The 14839-nt window shown below is 72.3% G+C and carries 15 protein-coding genes; 7 read left to right on the top strand and 8 right to left on the bottom strand.

The features are described from left to right. The first annotated feature begins 123 nt into the window (after positions 1 to 123). Positions 124 to 597: a metallopeptidase family protein gene (locus ACYVF3_RS16875; protein ID WP_186459602.1), complete on the top strand. Its 474-nt coding sequence runs from the start codon at positions 124 to 126 to the stop codon at positions 595 to 597. Here ACYVF3_RS16875 and ACYVF3_RS16870 read toward each other — a convergent pair. Next, complete coding sequence (locus tag ACYVF3_RS16870; RefSeq protein ID WP_461155179.1) at positions 581 to 2608, bottom strand: hypothetical protein; 2028 nt, start codon at positions 2606 to 2608, stop codon at positions 581 to 583. The genes ACYVF3_RS16875 and ACYVF3_RS16870 overlap by 17 nt on opposite strands. A gap of 85 nt (positions 2609 to 2693) precedes the next feature. Continuing rightward, on the bottom strand, positions 2694 to 3011 hold the full coding sequence (locus ACYVF3_RS16865; protein WP_461155353.1) for a WhiB family transcriptional regulator: 318 nt from the start codon (positions 3009 to 3011) through the stop codon (positions 2694 to 2696). Positions 3012 to 3512: 501 nt separating this feature from the next. Here ACYVF3_RS16865 and ACYVF3_RS16860 point away from each other — a divergent pair. From ACYVF3_RS16860 to ACYVF3_RS16845, 4 genes are all read left to right on the top strand, one after another. Then, positions 3513 to 4271 (top strand): site-2 protease family protein, encoded by a 759-nt coding sequence (locus ACYVF3_RS16860; protein WP_461155178.1) that lies wholly within the window; start codon positions 3513 to 3515, stop codon positions 4269 to 4271. Between the two features lie 66 nt (positions 4272 to 4337). Continuing rightward, on the top strand, positions 4338 to 5330 hold the full coding sequence (gene cofD / locus ACYVF3_RS16855; protein WP_461155177.1) for a 2-phospho-L-lactate transferase: 993 nt from the start codon (positions 4338 to 4340) through the stop codon (positions 5328 to 5330). 49 nt (positions 5331 to 5379) lie between these two features. Continuing rightward, positions 5380 to 6729 (top strand): coenzyme F420-0:L-glutamate ligase, encoded by a 1350-nt coding sequence (locus tag ACYVF3_RS16850; protein WP_461155176.1) that lies wholly within the window; start codon positions 5380 to 5382, stop codon positions 6727 to 6729. Beyond that, positions 6726 to 7259, top strand: coding sequence for an NUDIX hydrolase (locus tag ACYVF3_RS16845; protein ID WP_461155175.1), 534 nt, complete (start codon positions 6726 to 6728; stop codon positions 7257 to 7259). The genes ACYVF3_RS16850 and ACYVF3_RS16845 overlap by 4 nt, the downstream gene beginning before the upstream one ends. Here the strand turns inward: ACYVF3_RS16845 and ACYVF3_RS16840 are convergent. The 3 genes from ACYVF3_RS16840 to manB form a co-directional block, all read right to left on the bottom strand. Next, a complete protein-coding gene (locus tag ACYVF3_RS16840; protein WP_461155174.1) occupies positions 7251 to 7544 on the bottom strand; it encodes a hypothetical protein in 294 nt (97 codons plus the stop codon). The two genes, ACYVF3_RS16845 and ACYVF3_RS16840, sit on opposite strands and share 9 nt — an antisense overlap. Positions 7545 to 7932: 388 nt before the next feature. After that, positions 7933 to 8841: a DNA-3-methyladenine glycosylase family protein gene (locus tag ACYVF3_RS16835; RefSeq protein WP_461155173.1), complete on the bottom strand. Its 909-nt coding sequence runs from the start codon at positions 8839 to 8841 to the stop codon at positions 7933 to 7935. Between the two features lie 5 nt (positions 8842 to 8846). Continuing rightward, positions 8847 to 9947 carry a mannose-1-phosphate guanylyltransferase gene (gene manB, locus ACYVF3_RS16830; protein WP_461155172.1) on the bottom strand — a complete coding sequence of 367 codons (1101 nt, stop codon included), beginning with the start codon at positions 9945 to 9947 and terminating at the stop codon, positions 8847 to 8849. A 183-nt stretch (positions 9948 to 10130) separates the two neighbouring features. Between manB and ACYVF3_RS16825 the strand changes: the two genes are divergently transcribed. After that, positions 10131 to 10499, top strand: a complete 369-nt coding sequence (locus ACYVF3_RS16825; protein WP_461155171.1) for a hypothetical protein — start codon at positions 10131 to 10133, stop codon at positions 10497 to 10499. 4 nt (positions 10500 to 10503) lie between these two features. Here the strand turns inward: ACYVF3_RS16825 and ACYVF3_RS16820 are convergent, their stop codons facing one another. The 3 genes from ACYVF3_RS16820 to ACYVF3_RS16810 all read right to left on the bottom strand — a co-directional run bounded on the left by ACYVF3_RS16820 (position 10504) and on the right by ACYVF3_RS16810 (position 13820). Then, positions 10504 to 11364 (bottom strand): glycosyltransferase family 2 protein, encoded by an 861-nt coding sequence (locus ACYVF3_RS16820; protein WP_461155170.1) that lies wholly within the window; start codon positions 11362 to 11364, stop codon positions 10504 to 10506. Between the two features lie 36 nt (positions 11365 to 11400). Then, complete coding sequence (locus ACYVF3_RS16815; RefSeq protein WP_461155352.1) at positions 11401 to 12528, bottom strand: glycosyltransferase family 4 protein; 1128 nt, start codon at positions 12526 to 12528, stop codon at positions 11401 to 11403. 200 nt (positions 12529 to 12728) lie between these two features. After that, positions 12729 to 13820: a glycosyltransferase family 4 protein gene (locus ACYVF3_RS16810; RefSeq protein ID WP_461155169.1), complete on the bottom strand. Its 1092-nt coding sequence runs from the start codon at positions 13818 to 13820 to the stop codon at positions 12729 to 12731. A gap of 56 nt (positions 13821 to 13876) precedes the next feature. Between ACYVF3_RS16810 and ACYVF3_RS16805 the strand changes: the two genes are divergently transcribed. Further along, positions 13877 to 14797, top strand: a complete 921-nt coding sequence (locus ACYVF3_RS16805; RefSeq protein ID WP_461155168.1) for a glycosyltransferase family 2 protein — start codon at positions 13877 to 13879, stop codon at positions 14795 to 14797. Positions 14798 to 14839 lie beyond the last annotated feature (42 nt).

Here is a 14839-nt window from a genome sequence, read left to right as displayed (position 1 = left end):
TCCACCCTGCCTCCGCCGAACTGATCAGGTGTCTGCTTTCGGCGAACAGTCGGTCACGATCAGCAGCGGACATCCCCCTGCCGGTTGTCCCGGCCCGGGTTGCCGAGGGCGTACCCTCAGCCCGTGGTTACCGCACGTGGATCTCGGCGTCGAACCCGCTCCCGGCGGGACCGGCGCGGTCGTGGCCTGCGCGGACCGCTGTACCCGTCCTCGGTCCCGGTCTCGCGCAGCCGCTCGCAGCGCTTCGACGCGCTCGTGCTGGAGGCGCTGGAGCCCATCGAGCAGCGCTGGCACGCCGAGCTGACGCAGCTCGACGTGGCCGTCGACGAGGTTCCGGAGATCAGCAACACCGCTCCGGAGAAGGTCACCTGGGACGACGACGTCGTGGTCGACGCCAACGTCCCGCTGGCCCGGCTCGTGCCCGCTGGCGTGGACAAGCGCGGGTTGCCGACCCGGGCGCGCATCGTGCTCTACCGCAGGCCCCTGGAGGCCCGCGCCCGCGACGGCACGGACATGGCCGACCTGCTGCACGACGTGCTCGTCGAGCAGGTCGCCACCTACCTCGGGCTGGACCCGGACGTCATCGAAGGCCAGTGACGCCCCGACGTCCGCGCCCGGGGATCGCGGCGACCACCGTGAACAGCACCGCGGCCGCCTGCGCCACCAGCAGCGCGGTGCGCGGGATCTCGGTGTAGCCGACCTGGACCTCCGCCGCCTGCTCGGGCAGCGGGACAGCGACCTGGTGCCCCCACGCGGTGCCCAGCGGAACCCGCTTGCCGTTGATGGTGGCGTACCAGCCGGGCTCGTTCTCCGCGCCCAGCACCAGCGCGCGCCCGGAACCGCCTTCGGAGATCCGGACGGTGAACGCCGGCAGCTCGGCGTCCACCGGCAGCGGGCGCGCCTCGGGCGCAGGACCCGGCTCGGTCTGCGCCTGCCGGGAGAGGTCGGGGCCGACGAGCTTCACCGCGTCTGCGGGCAGCAGCAGCCGCAGCTCGCGCTGCGCGCCCTGCAGCCGACCGTCGTCGACGACCAGGTCGGGGGCGATGCGCGGCAGCCGGGAATCGGCGGGAACGATCACGTGCTCGGCTCCTCGGGCGGCGACGGCGGCGAGCGCCCCGCGCACGCGGGCGGTGTCGTCGCTGCTGAGGTCCTCGTCGACCTGGCGGAGCCACGCGGTGGAGTTGCCCGCCGGGGCGAGATCGTCGTCGCCGAAGCGCGGACCGGCGCCGGTGATCAGCCGCGCGGGCTGCGGTCCCGGCTCCGTGACCAGTCGAGTTCCGCTCCCGGCCGCGGCCGGGTGGGCGGCCAGCGGACCGAAAGCGCTGCCGACCGTCGAGGCCGCACCCAGCGCGAGCAGTCCCACGCCCAGCACCGGTGCGGCGATCTTCCAGTTCAGCGCGATGGCCTTCGCGCTCAGCACGATCCAGGCACATCCGGCGGCGACCAGCACCAGCGGGCCCCCGGTCCACCCGGGACTCGCGATTCCACCGGCGAGCGGTTCGGTGCTGACGGTTCCGGCGACGACCGCCACCAGCCAGCCGAGCAGGGCGACACCGGCACCGGCGAGCATCCGCTTGTCGAAGCAGATCGCCAGCGCCAGGATCGCGGCCAGCACCAGCAGCACGCCCAGCGCGCCCACCGCCGAGCCGTCCGGGCTGAGCGCGGCCAGCAGCACCGACGCGGGCTGCTCCGCGACGCGAGCACCGAGCCCGTGCACCAGGACCTCGGGGTGGCTCAGCAGCAGCACCGGCCACGGCAGCAGGCAGGCCACCGACAGCAGCACCAGTGCGATGAGCCCGGCGGCGCGACGCCGTCCGCGCAGACCGCTGCCGGGCACGAGGACGTGGGCGAGCAGCGCCAGCACGATCAAGGTCAGGTGCATCAGGGGCGAGAAGGCGCCCAGCACGGCCAAGCCGAACGCGGTGAGGCACGCGGTGCCGAGCCACCGGCCGTCGGACCGGCGGATCACCGCGGCGATCCCGGCGAGCAGCGGTGGAACGAGGACGTGCGCGACGACGACGTCGAGCCTGCCCTGCCCCGCGGAGATCGCGGCCACCGGCACCAGCGCGTAGGCGGCGGAGACCAGAGCGCGGCGCAGCGGCGAGACGTCGATCGCGCGGGTGGCGAGGTAGGCGCTGAGCCCGGCGAGCGGAACGCCGAGCAGCATCAGGACGGCGACGACCACCGCCGGTCCACCTAGGACGGACCCGAGCAGCGCCAGCACGGCCAGCGACGGCGACGCCGGTGATCCTGTACCGCCCCCGACGGCGTGCCAGGCGCTGAGGTAGTCGCTCCAGGTGGTCGCCAGGTCCGCGGTCGGCAGCAACCGGCCGCCGGAGAGGGTTCCGCCGAAACGTCCCGCGACCGCGGCGTTGACGAGCGCGAGGACGACGAGCGCGACGACCATCGCCGTGCCGGGCGAGCGCAGCACCGAGACGGCCCTGGAGCGCACCGAGCGGCGCTCAGGCTCCGGGGTTTCGGGGCTCTCCGGGACGTCGGCGGACTCACGCGGCGCCGGTGTCGGCTGCTCGGTCTGACCGCTTCGCTCGAAGACGATGCGGTGCAACGACTTCAGGCCCTGCAATCGCGACTTCGTCGGCTCGTCCACCCGCGCCGGCCCTCCCGCTCGTCCGAACCACTACGGCCCGAACGGTAATGCACGCGCGGCGTTGCGCGGGCGGGGCGCGGAGACCTCAGACCGCGCGGCGCTTGAGCTTGCGGCGCTCCCGCTCGGACAGTCCGCCCCAGATGCCGAAGCGCTCATCGTGCTGCAACGCGTATTCCAGGCACTCCGAACGGACTTCGCAGCCGGCGCAGATGCGCTTGGCCTCGCGAGTGGAACCGCCCTTCTCCGGGAAGAAGGCTTCTGGATCGGTTTGCGCGCACAGCGCGCGCTCCTGCCACTCCTGCTCTTCTTCCATCTCGAGAAGTTCGGCGAGCACGTCGAACTCCGCGACCGCAGCGGTGGCGTCACCACGCTCCGCGAGACGGCTATCTCCTGATTCCCACATGACTCCCCCGATTTCTCCCCGTAATCCCACCGGCCCTCCCCAGGACCGGAACGGGACGCACTCCTGCTCGCAGGTTCCTGGTCCCGAGACCGGGACCAGGAAGCATCGACGGCCGCGCCGTCGCCGACCGCTCGCATCGACGCCCTCTCAACGTCGGCGATGCGCCGATCGACCTCGTGTCCGGCCGGGTTCTCCCGCTCCCGGCCGAACGCCGCCGTGACCACCGCGCCGCAGCGAGGCGTCCGATTTCAGCAGCGAATGACACTGCTGTGATTACACCCGTGTAGCTCCTTGCGGTCAAGCCGGGACCATCCGTAGGGGGACATCCGGATCTGCGGATCCCCAGGTCCGGCCGCTCCAACCAGGCCCACGCGTTCGGCACAGGCCCGGTGCTCCGTACGGCGCATCGCGCTGCGCCAAGATCATTAATATCACCCCTCGACGATCACCGCCTGCCGAAGGCGATCAACACGCGCACGGCGAGTCGTGGAGACTTGGAGGGTGACTACTTCGGCCGTGCGGGTCAGCCCGCTGTTCCTCGGCATCGTCGCGGTCACCGCGCTCGGCGGTGTCCTGACGACGTTCACCAACACCGCCGCCCTGACCGGCGGAGTGATCCTCCTGGTGCTGGGCGGATGGGCGACTTCGCTGTGCCTGCACGAGTTCGGGCACGCGGCCACCGCCTACCGCGGCGGTGACCGGTCGGTGCGCTCGAAGGGCTACCTGACGCTCGATCCGCGCCGCTACACCGATCCTGTGCTGAGCATCATCCTGCCGCTGATCTTCGTCGCCATCGGCGGAATCCCGCTGCCGGGCGGAGCGGTCTGGATCAACCACGGTGCGCTGCGGGGCCGCAGGGTCGAGTCGATGGTCTCGCTGGCGGGACCACTGACGAACCTGGTGCTCGGTTTGATCCTCACCACCGTCATCGCGCTGGTCCCGATGCCGATCGGGCTGGCGGCCGGGCTGTCCTACCTGGCGTTCCTCCAGGTGATCGCGTTCGTGCTGAACATCCTGCCGGTCCCCGGGCTCGACGGGTACGGGGCGATCGAGCCGTGGTTGTCGGCACCGGCGCGGCGCTTCGGGGAGAAGGCGCGCCCGTGGGCGCCGCTGGTGCTGTTCCTGCTGCTGATCGGCGTGCCGTTCGTGGGCGGCTGGTTCTTCGAGCTCGCCTACTTCGTGTTCGACCTGGTCGGCGGCGACTCGGCGATGACCTCGCTCGGCCAGAGCCTGTTCCGCAGCATCTTCGGCGGTCTGTGAGTCCACCCACCGGGAGCGTCCGGGTTCACAACCTCCGCTTCCGGTGGGCGTGCGAGGATCGGTGGCGTGAAGGTCGTAGTTCTGGTCGGCGGCGTCGGCGGCGCCCGTTTCCTGCTCGGAGTCAAGGCGGCGCTCGGGCTGCCCGCAATCGGCGAGGCGGAGAGTTCCGAACACGAGATCACCTCGGTGGTCAACGTGGGCGATGACGTGTGGATGCACGGGTTGCGGGTCTGCCCCGACCTCGACACCTGCATGTACACGCTCGGCGACGGCATCGACACGGCGAAGGGCTGGGGTCGGGTCGACGAGACCTGGTCGGTCAAGGAGGAGCTCGCCGCCTACGGCGCGGAGCCGTCCTGGTTCGGCCTCGGCGACCGCGACATCGCCACCCACCTGGTGCGCTCCCGGATGCTGCGCGCGGGCTACTCGCTGTCAGCGGTGACCGAGGCGCTGTGCGACCGCTGGCGGCCGGGGACGCGGTTGCTCCCGGTGACCGACGACCGGGTCGAAACGCACGTGGCGATGGACGACCCGGAAACGGGCGAGAGCCGCGCGGTGCACTTCCAGGAGTGGTGGGTGCGCCACCGCGCGGAGCCGAAGGCGCACGCGATCGTGCCGGTCGGCGCCGACGAGGCCAAGCCGACCGCCGAGGTCCTGGACGCGATCGCGCAGGCCGACGTGGTGCTGCTGGCGCCGTCGAACCCGGTGGTGAGCATCGGAACGCTGCTGGCGGTGCCGGGTTTCCGCAGCGCGCTGCGCGAGACGAGCGCCGCCGTGGTGGGGCTCTCCCCGATCATCGGCGGCAAGCCGCTGCGCGGGATGGCCGACGCGTGCTTGAGCGCGATCGGCGTGGAGACCTCCGCGGAGGCGGTGGGCCGCCACTACGGCGCGCGCGGCGACGCCGAGGGAATCCTGGACGGCTGGCTGGTGCACAGCGACGACACCGCCGACGTGCCGGGCGTGCAGGTCCGCTCGGTCCCGCTGCTGATGTCCGATGTGGACACCACGGCGGCGATGGCGCAGGCGGCGTTCGACCTGGCCTCGGAGGTGAGGTCGTGAGCGGCGCCCGTGCTCTCCGACCGGACGTCCCGCAGGTCGTGGGGGCGGCATGAGCCCCAAGGATCACGCCGCTGCGGGCGGTGTGCAGCTGTTCGCGGTGACGCGACTGCCGGAGTTCGTCGAGGGCGACGACCTCTCGGCGTCGATCTCCGCGGCGGCCCCCTGGTTGAGCGACGGCGACGTGCTCGTCGTGACCAGCAAGATCGTGTCCAAGGCCGAGGGCCGGATGGTCACCGCGCCGGAGGACCCCGATGAGCGCGACGCGCTGCGCCGCGAACTGGTGCTCTCGGAGTCCACGTCGGTGCTGGCCCGCAAGGGCCGGACGCTGATCACTCAGAACAAGCTGGGGATCGTGCAGGCCGCGTCGGGCGTGGACGCCTCGAACGTGGCGCAGGACCAGATCGCGCTGCTGCCGGAGGATCCGGACGCGTCCGCGCGGCGGTTGCGCGAGGGGATCGCGTCGCGGCTCGGCGTGCAGGTCGCCGTGGTGGTCACCGACACGATGGGCCGGGCCTGGCGGGTCGGTCAGACGGACGCGGCGATCGGTTCGGCCGGGCTCGCGGTGCTGCACCGCTACGCGGGCAGCACGGACGCGCAGGGCAACGAGCTCGCGGTCACCGAGGTCGCCGTCGCCGACGAGATCGCCGGCGCCGCGGACCTGGTCAAGGGCAAGCTCGGCGGCATCCCGGTCGCGGTGGTCCGCGGTCTGACCACTGTGGACGACGGGTCGACGGCGCGGGATCTCGCCCGGCCGGTCGAGGAGGACCTCTTCCACCTGGGGACCGCGGAGGCGATCGCGCAGGGGCGTCGCGAGGCGGTGCTGGTGCGCCGCTCGGTGCGCGACTTCGCCGATACCCCGGTGGACGCGGACTCGGTGCGGCGCGCGGTGGGCGCCGCGCTGACCGCTCCCGCTCCGCACCACACGCGGCCGGTGCGCTTCGTGTGGCTGCGCGACCGCGCGCTGCGGATCAAGCTGCTGGACGCGATGCGCACCGCGTGGCTGGAGGACCTGCGCGCCGACGGCATGTCGGAGCAGGCCGCGCGGCGCAGGGTCACTCGCGGCGACCTGCTCTACGCGGCGCCGGACGTGGTGCTGCCGTTCCTGGTGCGCGAGGGCGCTCACGCCTACCCGGACGAGGCGCGCTCCGCCGCCGAGCGGGACATGTTCACCGTGGCCGGTGGTGCCGCGGTGCAGGGACTCCTGGTATCGCTGGCCTCGGAGGAGCTCGGCTCGTGCTGGGTCTCCTCGACGATGTTCTGCCCCGACGTGGTCCGCTCCGCCCTGGACCTGCCGGAGAACTGGGAACCTCTCGGCGCGGTCGCGGTCGGTCACCCGGCGACGCCCGCGGACGGACCTCGGCCGCCGCGCGATCTCGACGACGGATTGGTGGAGCTGTGAGCGGACCGCACGCCGACGCGACCCGGGTGCTCAGCGACTGGCGCCCGGCCGACCGGCAGCAGGAAGCGCTGCGCCAGGCGTTCCTCTCGCTGCTCGACGCCCGCGAGGACGCCTGCCTGCGCGCCTGCGAACCCGGTCACGTGACGGCCTCCGCCGTGCTGCTGGACGCGGCGGGCGACAACGTGCTGCTCACCCTGCACCCCCGGGTCGGCCGGTGGCTGCAGCTGGGCGGGCACTGCGAACCGGAGGACGGCACGCTCGCAGGTGCGGCGTTGCGCGAGGCGACCGAGGAGTCCGGGATGACCGGCCTGGTGGTCGATCCGGAGCCGGTCCACCTCGACGTCCACCCGATCACCTGCTCGCTGGGCAAGCCGACGCGGCACTTCGACGTGCGCTACGTCGTGCGCGCTCCGGCCGGTGCCGAGCCCACCCGCAGCGAGGAATCGCTCGACCTGCGCTGGTGGTCGCTGTCGGCTCCGCCGGTCAACACCGACCTCGGTCCGCTGTTCACCGCGGCGACGTCAGGCTGATTCGTTGAAGACGGCGTCTTCGAGACGCCGCAGCCGTGCTTCGACACCGTTGGGTTCGGAACGCGCCAACTCGGATTCGATCAGTCCCCTGATCCACGCCGTCGTCTTCACGTCATCGGCCGCGGCCCGGTCGCGAACCTGGTCCAGCAGCGACTTCGGCAGGCGCAGCGACGTGGTGATCATCGGGTCGGGCTCCGCGGGTTCGTCCTCCCAGTGCCCGGACTCCATGACCTCCGACATGTCATGGCTGCCGTAGTACTCGGCGAGCTTGTCGAGCTTCGTCATATCTCTCACCTTCCCCTACGCCGGAAGGTTCGGCGTTCTCTGAGTGTCATCTCGCGTGCGGTGCACACGTACCAACGCCCGTCCGCTCCGTCCGCCAGCACGACCAGCAGGTGCCGACCGGAATCCGTACGCCCGAAAAGCAGGGTCGCACCGCCAGGTCCGCGTACCGCCCACCGTGGCCTGCTGGTGACCACTTCTTCGACCTCGCCCGGGCGGACGCAATGCCGAGCGATGTGGCCCTCAGCCCGTTCAGTCCAACAGATCTCACGCACCCCCAGAGTAGAACACGACGCATTGCATCGCAATGCGAATCTGGGTTCAGTTCGCTCGACGGGATGTTCGTGGTCGCCACCGGTGTGGCAGTGACCACTGAGCGTGATCGACTGGATCAGAACGCCCGGTAGTCGCGGACCGGGTAGCGGGGGGCGTAGCGGGGACGGTTGACGCCTGCGGCCGCGAGATAGCGGACGGCGCGATGGCGGTGGCCTTCGTAGGGCTGGAGCGCGTCGAGCATCCCCTCGTCGTCGAGGGGGTGACCGACCAGAGCGGTGCCGACGATCGTGGGCAGGTGGAAGTCGCCGACGCTGACGGCGTCGGGATCGCCCCAGGCGCGCTGCGCGACCTCGGCCGCCGTCCAGGGCCCGATGCCGGGGATCTTCTGCAGGAGGTTCCGGCCTTCCTCACCGCGCAGGGCGACGGCCCTCTCCAGGCTGCGCGCCGACGAGGCCGCGGCGAGCAGGGTGCGGCGACGGGCTCCGTCGATGCCGGCGCGGTGCCACTCCCAGTCGCGGATCTGGCGAACCTGCTGCGGATCGGGCGCGGTCCACAGCTTCCCCACCGGCCCCGGCGCGGGGTGACCGAAGCGGCGGCACAGCTCGCGCCACGAGCGCCAGGCCTCCCGGTTGGTGACCTTCTGCTCCAGGATCGCGGCGACGAGAACGTCCCACACCCGGCCTGACGAGCACAGCCGCATCCCGGACGCCGCCCGCATCCCCCTGGTGATCACGTCGTGGGCGGGCGCGAACCCGCTCTCGTCGTCGGAGGCGCCGAGCAGGTCGGGAACGCCCTCCAGCACCGCGCTCGCTCCCGGCCCCCACGCGGATGCGCGAACGGTTCCCCTGCTCGCGCTGCGCAGCCGCAGGGTCGCCGGGCCGGAGGCGGTGGTGCTGGCCCACCACAGCTGACCCGGCTCGACGCGGGTGGTCGGGTCCCCGCTGCCACGCCGCAGCGGCGAGAGGACCTTGACCAGGTCGAGCGGGTAGTCGTGACGCCAGTCTCGGGTGAGGGGTTCTTCCATGGTGCTCAATCCGCCGAGAACCGTACTCCGTTCGGCGGAAGCTCGACGCCGGGCCACACCCGGACCCCGTCCAGCAGCTCGCAGTCGGCGCCGACCGTCGCGCCGTCGCCGATCACCACGTCCCGCAGCACCGCCCCGGCGCCCACTCGGGCACCCGCGCCGAGGACGCTGCGCTCCACGACGGCTCCGTCCTCGACCTTCGCCCCGTCGAAGAGCACCGAGGCGCTGACCTGAGCATGGGAACCAATCGCGCAGTCCGCGCCCACCGAACTGCCGCCGTCGACGACCGCGTCCCCGGCGACCTCCGCGCCGGCCGCCACCAGGGATCGGCCGGTCGGGCCGGGCAGGGCCTCGGACGGCGCGTTGCCCAGCACCAGGTCGGAGCTGCCCCGGACGAACGCAGCAGGGGTTCCCATGTCCAGCCAGTACGACGAGTCGATGTAGCCCTGCACGCGGGCTCCGGAGACGAGCAGTCCCGGGAACGTTTCGCGCTCGACCGACACCGGTCTGCCGGTGGGGATGCCGTCGATCACCTCTCTTCGGAAGACGTAGCAACCCGCGTTGATCTGGTCGACCGGCGGGTTCTCGGTCTTCTCCAGGAAGTCGGTGACGCGCCCGTCCGCGTCGGTGGGCACGCAGCCGAAGCGGCGCGGATCGTCGACCTTCACCAGGTGGAGGGTGACGTCGGCCTCGCTGTCGCGGTGCGTGCCGAGCAGCTCCGCGAGGTCCACGCCGGAGAGGATGTCGCCGTTGAACACCAGCACGTCATCGGCGCTGAGCCGGTCCGCGACGTTGCGGATCGCACCCGCCGTGTCCAGCGGTTCGGACTCCACGACGTACTCGATGTGCAGGCCCAGGTCGGATCCGTCGCCGAAGTGGTCCTCGAAGACCTCGGCCTTGTAGGAGGTTCCGAGGACCACGTGCTCGATGCCGATCGCCCGGATCCGGGACAGCAGGTGGCTCAGGAACGGCACTCCGGCCGTCGGCAGCATCGGCTTCGGCGCCGACAGGGTCAGAGGCCGGAGCCGAACCCCCCGACCGCCCACCAGCACGACCGCTTCCGCCTTCTGGCGCGGCTCGGCCGGGGTCTGCGCATCCGCGGACATCGGCGTCGTCCTCCTCTACCTGACCTAGATCGATGACGAAAACCCATTGGGGGGAATACTCTGGCAGTGGCACCGGCATAATGACACTGGGCCCGTGCCCGATGGCCGGGACTGGTTCAACACCACACCTGGTTCTCGCCGGGTTTGGCACCACCGACTGCGAACGACTGAGAGGGCATCCACATGGACCCGCGCCTCCGAGCCGACGAAGCACTTGCTCGCGCGCGGGCACGCGGCGCGTTCGTCGTCACACCGGACAACGCCACGTCGCCGATGGATGCGGCGAACACCGTGCGCATTCCGCGCGACATCGTCAACAGCGCGGGCGACGACACGGACACGAACATGCTGCCCGCCGCCGATCAGCAGCGGCAGGGGCAGCAGCACCCGCAGTTCCCGACCGCCGATGCCCACCCAGGGTGGCCGACCGAGGACTACGGGCAGCCGCAGCAGGGCCTGCCGCCGAACCCGTACCACTCCCAGCGAGGCCCGAACGAGTTCGGGCCGCTCGGGTCTCAGCCCGCGCAGCAGCAGTACCCGCAGCAGTACTGAGCCCTCAGCGCGCCTGGATCTTGGCGCGCGCGGCCAGCCCGACCTTCAGCGCGAGGCGCAGCGGGGCCCACTTCAGGCCCTGGTAGCGGTCGGCGAGGTAGCGGTAGGCGGAGCGGTGGTGCTCGGCGAGCATCTTCTTGGAGACCTGGGAGGTCGACGCGCCGCCGATGTGCATGATCTCGGCGCCGGGCACGTAGACGTTGAGCCAACCGGCCTTGCCGAGGCGGTCGCCGAGGTCGACGTCCTCGAAGTACATGAAGTAGCGCGGGTCGAAGCCGTCGACCGAGTCGAACGCCTCCCGGCGCATCAGCACGCACGATCCCGACAGCCATCCGGCGGTGCGCTCGCTGCTCCCCGACTCGGACTGGCGGTAGGCGCGGGTCCACGGGTTGCCCGGCCACACCTTGACGAACAGGGCGTGCCCGACGCCGCGACCGATCGACGGCAGCAGCCGCGCGGACGGGTAGACCTCACCGTTGGGTTCGGTGATCAGCGGGCCGAAAGCGCCGCCCCGGGGCCACCGCTCGGCCGCTTCCAGCAGATCGTCGAGGGATCCCGCGCCCCACTCCAGGTCCGGGTTGGCGATGACCACCCACCCGCATTCCGGGCCGAGCGCCGCGACTCCGCGGTTTGCCCCGCCGCCGTAGCCGAGGTTGCCCCCGGTCGGCACGAATTCGACGTGCTCGTGCTGCTGCGCGGCCCGCTGCGGAGCGCCGTCCTGCGAGCCGTTGTCGGCGAGGATCACGCGGACCGGGCGCTGCGTGGCCTTGCCCAAGGTGTCCAGGAAGCGCTGCAGCGTTTCGCCGGGCGAGTAGGTCACGGTGACGACGGCGAGTTCGTCGCCGTAGGTGCGCGGGTGGGTCACGCCGTCACATTCTGCTGCAACGCGGTCGCAGCGCGGTCAGCGGGTGCTGGCGTGGTGGGCGCGCGCGTAGGCCTCGCGGTGCTGGATCGCGCAGGCGCCCCAGGTGAACTCCTTGGCGCGCAGCTGGGCCGCCGCGGCCAGCGCCGAGCGCCGAGCCGGGTCGTCGAGGAGTTGCCGCAGGCCCACGGCGATGTCGCTGGGCCGCACGCCGCAGTAGGCGACGGCGTCGCCACCGACCTCCGGCAAGCTGAGCCTGCGGGTGGTCAGCACCGGTGCGCCGCAGGCCATGGCTTCCAGGACCGGCAGCCCGAAGCCCTCGCCGAGGCTGGGGTAGGCGACCAGGCGCGCGCCGCCGAGGAATCCGGCGAGCTGGTCGAACGGCAGGTATCCGGCCCTGATCACCCTGATCCGGTGCGGCACCGATTCCAGCGCCCGCTCGACCTTGGTGTCCCAGCCGGGTTGTCCGGCGAGCACCAGCGCGGGCGCGTCCTCGCGTCGCCCCTGGCACGCCTGCGTGAAGGCCCGGATCAGCGCGGGAACGTTCTTGCGCGGTTCCAGGGCCCCGAGGAACGCGACGTAGGGCTGGTCGAAGAGGTCGAGGCGGTCGCGGACGGCCTCGATCTCCTCTGGTGCGGGCGGGTGGAAGCGGTCGGGGTCGACGCCGTGGTAGCTGACGGCCATCCGGTTGCGGTCGGCTCCGACGGTTCGCGCGAGTTCGGCGGCGGTGGCTTGGCTGGGCACCACGCAGATCTCGGCCCGGCGCAGCGCCGCCCTCGTCCACGCCCGGAAGAACCGGGCCTTGACCGGCGAGTGCACGCGGCGGTTGGTGAAGAACGTCGCGTCGTGCAGGGTCACCACGGAGGCGGCGGGGTTGGCCACCGGTGTCGTGTAGTGCGGCGAGTGCAGCACGTCGACGCCGAGCTTCTTGACCAGCATCGGCAGCGTCGTCTGCTCCCACGTCAACCGCGCGGTCCGGGTGGCCACGGCTTCGGCGGCCGGCACGAGCTGCGAGTTCGGCGCGAGGGCCGCGTACAGCCCGGCGTCGCGCGGCTGGCACACCACGGTGACCCGCGCGCCGTCCGAATCCAGGGCCGCGAGCAGGGAATCGACGTACCGCCCGACGCCGCCTCTGTCCGCGGGCACCGCGGTGGCGTCGATCAGAATGTGCGGTTCACCTCTGTGCACCAGGAAAGAGTACGGCGAAGGTTCACCGCTTCGTGCCCAGTACGTGAAAAACGTGAGACGGGAACGCGCGCGCTGTGAGCAAGGGAACCTTCCTGTCACCACCGCCCACAGGCGACCGGCCACCGGGGGCGGAATCGCTTGGGGCGCCGGTGGCCCGGGGCGAGGATGGAACCTTCCTGTCACTCCCCGACGAGCTCGCGGTGCAGCGCCCAGATGTCGCGGGCGGCTCGTTGCCAGCTGAAGTGGGCCGCGCGGCGTTCACCGGCGGCGGTCAGCTCCGCTCGGCGCTGCGGGTCATCGGCGATGCTGCGCAGCGCGGTCGCCAGGGCGATGGGTTGGGCTCGGGGGACTTCCAGTCCCGCGCCGCCGGCGACCTCCGACAGCGCCGGGGCGTCGGAGTGCACGACCGGGACGCCGAGGGCCATCGCCTCGATCACCGGGAGACCGAAGCCTTCGGCGAGGCTCGGGGCGACGAGCGCGGTGGCGCCGCGCAGCAGGCCGGACAGCTCGGCGTCGGTGACCCCGGTGAGCACCCGGAGGTGCCGGTAGCCGCAGTCGGCGGCGAGCGTGGGCAGGTCGAGGTCGCCCCAGCCCGGCCGGCCGACGATCAGCAGCGGGAGGTCGGGGGCGTCGGGTTCGGCGAGGGCGCGGATGAGGTGCTGGTAGCCCTTGCGTGGCTCGATGGTGCCGACGGCCAGCAGGTACTCCTCCGGCGGATCGAGGTGGGTCGCGGTTCCGGCCTCGGTCAGCAGATCGGGGCTCACGCCTTCCGGGATGACGCGGGGGCCGGTGGTGAGCGGAACTCGACCAGCCAGGTCGGCGGCCACGGCGCGGGTGGGCACCACCAGGGCATCCGCGTCGCGGGCGGCGCGGGTGATCGCGCGCCGGTGCCAGGCGACGCCGCGCGGGGTGAGCGTTTCGGGGTGGGTCCAGGGGACGGTGTCGTGCACGGTGACGACCAGGCCGCGGCCGCGCCGCCGAGGCGGGGCGAGCGGGGTCATCGCGTGCACGGTGTCGCCGCCCGGCCACAGCGGGACGCCGCGCTCCCACGCGGCGATCAGCGCGCGGCGCGGCAGCGGTAGCACGCGGGGTCCCGCGACACCGGTGATGCGGGCTTCGCCTGCGTCGCCGCTGCGGCTGATCGCGCTGGTCAGCTTCCAGCCGTCGGGGGTGGTGGCCGCGAGGGCGCGCAGCAGTTCGGCGGTGTAGCGGCCGGTGCCGCCGGGGACCGGGGCGAGCAGCTGCTCGGCGATGGCTACCAGCTCGGGCACCCGCCCAGCTTCGCACGCGCTGGAGGGACGCCGAGGCGTGGCGCTAGGTTTCCCAGGTGACATCAGACGGGGTGCGCAGCACGGTCATCGTGATCACCTGGCGCGGCCGGGACCACATCGACGCATGCCTGGACGCGCTGGCGGCCCAGTCGCGCGGGCACCGAACGCTCGTGGTGGACAACGCCTCCGACGACGGCACCGACGCGCTGCTCGCCGCTCGCTCCGGGATCGAGGTGCTGCGCCTGCCCCGCAACACCGGCTACGCGGGAGGCCTGGCCGCGGCATTGCCCCTGGTGGACACGCCGTTCGTGGCCTGGCTCAACGACGACGCGGCCCCGGCGACCGACTGGCTGGAAGTGGTGGAAGGGAACCTTTCGCGCACCGCGACCGCGGCGGCGGTCGCGTCCGTGCTGGTGACGCCGGAGGGCCGGGTGCAGTCGACCGGGGTGCGGCTGACCGCCGACGGGCACGGTGCCGACGCGACCGCGGCGGGCGAGGTGTTCGGCTTCTGCGGCGGGGCGGCGCTGCTGCGCACCGACGTCCTGCGGGATTCGGGCGGCGTCCCGGCCGAGTTCTTCTGCTACTACGAGGACACCGACACAGCGTGGCGGTTGCGGCTCGCCGGGTTCGACGTGGTGCCGACGGAGGCGACGGTGAGGCATCTGCACGGGGCCAGCACCGCGCCGGGTTCGGCGCGGTTCCACCGCTGGAACGAGGGGAACCGCCTGCTCACCCTGCTGCGCTGCGCACCGGCGGGCTGCGCGGCGCGCGAGCTGGCGAGGTTCGCGGCCATCACGCTGGCGCTGCCGTGGCGCCGGTTGCCCGGCGCCCCGCCGAACCTGCGGGCGGGCCTGCGGCTGCGGGTGCTGATGAAGGTCGCCTTGCGACTGCCGGCGACGTTGCGCGCTCGTGGCCGAATCGGCCGGATGGCGCGGGTTTCCCGCCGCGAGGTGTGGGAAACCTGGGCGGGGCGCTGAACGGACGTCAGTGCTGTGCAAGGGGGCTGTAAGCGGCCTCCA

The sequence above is a fragment of the Saccharopolyspora tripterygii genome (assembly GCF_054778355.1).
Note: the sequence above shows the minus strand (reverse complement) of the source record. Positions and strands in the feature narration are given on the sequence as shown.